This window comes from Paraburkholderia sp. (genome assembly GCF_034668105.1).
Classification (GTDB): domain Bacteria; phylum Pseudomonadota; class Gammaproteobacteria; order Burkholderiales; family Burkholderiaceae; genus Paraburkholderia.
Genome location: NZ_JAXDPY010000237.1, coordinates 1 through 3,904, shown reverse-complemented (window position 1 = coordinate 3,904; position 3,904 = coordinate 1). Strand labels below are relative to the sequence as shown.

Sequence of the window (3,904 nt, the reverse complement as noted above, 5' to 3'; positions counted from 1 at the left end):
AGCCGTCAGCATGGTTTTCGCGTCCCCAGGTTTTCAATGACGTCGGTTGATGGTTCGACGGCGCGCCTGTCCGGTCCCGATCCGCGATGAAGCCCGCCGGTTGACACGTCCGCTTTCCAGATCATCTTATACTTAGTCATCTAAGTTTAAATCATGGAAAACACTGATGCGGCCCGGAACGGGCTTCGACGATTCCTTGCAAAGTCCACTGGCAAAAGGTTTTACGGCTTAAAATGCGGGTGTTTCACGAGCCGCCTCGCGGCTCCGGCATGCTCGAAGGCCGGGACGTTGTTGACAACCCAAACTTAGTTGGCTAATTTAAAAAACGCATGGTCATACACATGCCACGACAAAGGTGAATGCATGAGCAAGAGTGAAAAATCCGCACGCGACCCACTGCCGGGCACCCTCCAGCATTGGCGCGAAGCGCTGCCCGAAGAACGGATGGCGCACCTCGTCAAGGACACCACGCGCGGCTTCTCACGTTCGCTCCAGGCACGGCTGCGCGAACACGCGGTGCAATACGGGCATTGGACGTTTCTGCGCATCCTCTGGCAAACCGACGGACTCACACAACGCCAGCTGAGCGAGCAGGCCGGGGTGGCCGAGCCCACCACGTTTTCCGCGCTGAAGACCATGGAAGCACTCGGATATGTGACGCGCCAGAAACTGCCCGATAACCGCAAGCAGGTGCGCATCTTTCTGACACCTAAAGGCACGAGCTTGCGCGCGCTGCTGGTGCCCGCCGCCGTGGAGGTGAATCGCATCGCACTGTCGGGCATCTCGGCCGAGGACATTGCCGCTACGCGCCGTACCTTGCTCGCGATGATGGAAAACCTCGCGGGCGATCCGTTCTTTGCGAACCGCGCGAATGCCGAATCGTTGAATGGCGAAAGCGGCCTGGGCGTCGGTGACGACGCCGCGAGCGACGCACCATGAAGATCCCGGGCACCGACGCTGACGCTGACGCTGACGTGAAGCGGCCGATCCGTATCGGGATCGTAGGCTTCGGCACGGCCGGCCGTGCGTTCGTGCCCGCCATGGCCGCGCATCCCGGCTTCGAACTGACGGCCATCGTGGATCCCGCGCAAGCGGTGCGACGCGCGGCCGTCGACGAATTCGGCTTCGCTGCGTATGACACGCTCGACGCGCTGCTCGACCATGCCGAGGTCGACGCGATCTACGTCGCGTCGCCGACCACGCTGCATCGCGAGCACGTGTTGCTCGCGTGTGCAGCCGGCAAACACGTGCTCGTCGAAAAGCCGATGGCCGCCAATCTTGCCGACGCGCAAGCCATGGTCGCCGCCGCCGAAAGCGCCAGGGTCGTGCTGCTCGTCGGTCATTCGCACAGCTACGATCTGCCGATTCACGCGATGCGCGAGCTGATCGACGCAGGCGAGCTGGGCCGCGTGCAAATGGTCAACACCTGGTGCTTCACCGACTGGTTGTACCGGCCGCGGCGCGCCGACGAACTGGACGCGCGCCAGGGCGGCGGCGTCACGCTGCGGCAGGGATCGCATCAATTCGACATCATCCGGCTGCTGTGTGGCGGCGCCGCGCGCAGCGTGCGCGCGAAAACCTTCGACTGGGATCCGCAGCGCAGCGCCATCGGCGCGCATACGGTGTTCATCGATTTCGCGGACGGCGCCGCGGCCACCGCGATCTACAACGGCTACGGCCGTTTCTCCAGCATCGAACTGTGCGAAGGCGTCGGCGAGTGGGGCTTCCGCAGCGCGGGGCGCGCCGCCGCCGATCGCAGCATCGGCACTGGCACCGCAGCCAAACAGATCCGCACGCCCGCAGAAGAACTGCTCGCCAAGCAGGCTCGCGCGAAACACGCGATTCCGGGCGACGCCCCCTGGCAACCGTTCTTCGGTCTCACGATCGTCAGTTGTGAGCGCGGCGAAATTCGCCAGTCGCCGCAGGGGCTGATCGTCTACACCGATAGCGGCCGTGCCGATCTGCCCTTGCCTGCAGGCGGCTCGCCGCGCTCGCGCGTGATGGCCGAGTTCCACGACGCGATCAGCGGACGCCGCGCGGCGCTGCACGACGGCGCCTGGGGCCTCGCCAATCTCGAAGTCTGCGAGGCGGCGATTGCGTCGTCGGCAAGCGGCTGCGATGTCGAACTCAAACACCAGGTTCCGCTGAACAGAAGTCTCAGCGTATGACCGCAAACGTGCCGGATTTTCCCAAAGGCGGCAGTAACGACTGTCCGATTGAAGATGACCGCTACCTTGATGCAACCTTTCTTCGGCGCTGAGCGTGCGACTAACGGCGCTTGCGCACCCGTGCCGGTAGAACCCGCTCGCCACGACGCGGCGAACCGCTTGTCGCTCGATGTCACGGCGAGAACCGAAATCGCCGAAGACATTGTTCTGTTCGAGTTGCAGGCGCCGGATCGCGCCGCGCTGCCCGTCTTCTCGCCGGGCGCGCATGTGCTGGTCCGCACGCCGGCCGGCAGCGAGCGCCGCTATTCGCTGTGCAATGCGCCGGCTGAACGCGACCGCTATGTGATCGCGGTCAAGCTCGATGCAAGCGGCCGCGGCGGCTCGGCCAGCATGGTGCGCGACGTGCGGGTCGGCACGCGGCTCGAGGTGGCGCCGCCGGAAAACTACTTCCCGTTGACGGACAACGCGTCGCGTTATCTGCTGATCGCGGGTGGCATCGGCATTACGCCGTTGCGCGCGATGATCGCCGAACTCGACGCACGCCATGCCGATTACCACCTGTTGTATTGCACGCGCACGCCGGAATCCACGGCGTTTCTCGATGAGCTGGCCACGCCCGAACGTGCCGCGCATGTCACCGTGCATCACGACTACGGCGAGCGCGAGCGCTCGGTGGCGCTCGCACCGTTTCTCGCGGCACGCGAAGGCAATACGCATCTCTATTGCTGCGGACCGCGGCCGCTGATGCAGGCGGTGCGCGCGGCGGCTTCGCACTGGCCTTCGTCCGCTGTGCACTTTGAAGATTTCGGCACCAGTGAATTTGCCGGCACAAACGGCACAAACGGCACAAACGGCGAACCTTCGGGCGAAAAACCGTTCACCGTCAGGCTCGCGCGCAGCGGCGGCTGTGTCAACGTGCAGCCGGGGCAAACGATTCTCGACGCGCTGCGTGCCCACGGCATCGATACGCCGAGTTCGTGTGAAGCGGGGACCTGCGGTTCGTGCCACACGCGGCTGATTGCCGGAGAGGTCGAACACCGGGACTTCGTGCTCGACGAAGACGAATACGACAGCGCGATCATGATCTGCGTGTCGCGCGCGCGCTCCGACGAGATCGTGCTGGATATCTGAAGTCGACCGACGGTGCGCGCCATGCGGCCGCGCGCCGGCCAGGTCACGGTGAGTTGCCATCGCTCAGGTTGGGTTGGGCCGGGCCGTAACGCTCAATAGAACTGGTCGAAGTGAACCTGTTCGAACGGCACTTTGCGCGCCAGCAGTGTGCGCTGGATCGCCATGCCCATCGCGGGCGGCCCGGCGAAATAGATTTCCATGTCGCGCAGACGATCGCCAAACAACGAGTCGGCGAGGTCGTGAACGTAGCCCACGTGGCCGGTCCACGGTTCGCAGGCGTGTTCCCGTGTGTCGTCGGAGATCGCGGCCTCGAAATGCAGGCGCTCATCGAAGCCAGGCAGTTGCGCGAGCATGTCGCGGCCGCATACATCGCGCGCCGTTCTGCCGCCGTACAGGAAGTGCAGTTTGCGATTCGCGAGTGAAGGATCCGCAGCCACGCCACGCGCAATCGAGATCATCGGCGCGAGGCCCGAGCCGCCTGCCACGCAGAGTATGTCGCGCGGCACATCGCGCCTGAGGTAAGCCATGCCGTACGGTCCGTCGATGTCGATCCGCGCGCCGGATTCGAGCGTGTCGAACAGCACGGCGCTGCCCTGCCCGTTCGG

Annotated in this window: 3 protein-coding genes and 1 pseudogene; 3 read left to right on the top strand and 1 reads right to left on the bottom strand. The window is 64.6% G+C overall.

Annotation, left to right across the window (positions count from 1 at the left end):
- Positions 1-363 precede the first annotated feature (363 nt).
- Genes QOC89_RS11075 through QOC89_RS11065 form a run of 3 tightly spaced genes read left to right on the top strand, consistent with a single transcriptional unit; the run spans position 364 to position 3,299 of the window.
- Positions 364-939 carry a MarR family winged helix-turn-helix transcriptional regulator gene (locus QOC89_RS11075; protein ID WP_323045052.1) on the top strand — a complete coding sequence of 192 codons (576 nt, stop codon included), beginning with the start codon at positions 364-366 and terminating at the stop codon, positions 937-939.
- Entirely contained in the window at positions 936-2,168 is a 1,233-nt protein-coding gene (locus QOC89_RS11070) for a Gfo/Idh/MocA family oxidoreductase (RefSeq protein ID WP_323045051.1), read from the top strand. The genes QOC89_RS11075 and QOC89_RS11070 overlap by 4 nt, the downstream gene beginning before the upstream one ends.
- Positions 2,169-2,222: 54 nt before the next feature.
- On the top strand, positions 2,223-3,299 hold the full coding sequence (locus QOC89_RS11065) for a PDR/VanB family oxidoreductase (RefSeq protein WP_323045050.1): 1,077 nt from the start codon (positions 2,223-2,225) through the stop codon (positions 3,297-3,299).
- 92 nt (positions 3,300-3,391) lie between these two features.
- Here the strand turns inward: QOC89_RS11065 and QOC89_RS11060 are convergent.
- A pseudogene (locus QOC89_RS11060) lies at positions 3,392-3,904 on the bottom strand (oxidoreductase); the annotation flags it as partial.

Bases quoted from the DNA above. Each gene is read 5' to 3' on its own strand.
- QOC89_RS11075 (WP_323045052.1), top strand. From the start codon at position 364: ATGAGCAAGAGTGAAAAATCCGCACGCGACCCACTGCCGGGCACCCTC.
- QOC89_RS11070 (WP_323045051.1), top strand. From the start codon at position 936: ATGAAGATCCCGGGCACCGACGCTGACGCTGACGCTGACGTGAAGCGG.
- QOC89_RS11065 (WP_323045050.1), top strand. From the start codon at position 2,223: ATGACCGCTACCTTGATGCAACCTTTCTTCGGCGCTGAGCGTGCGACT.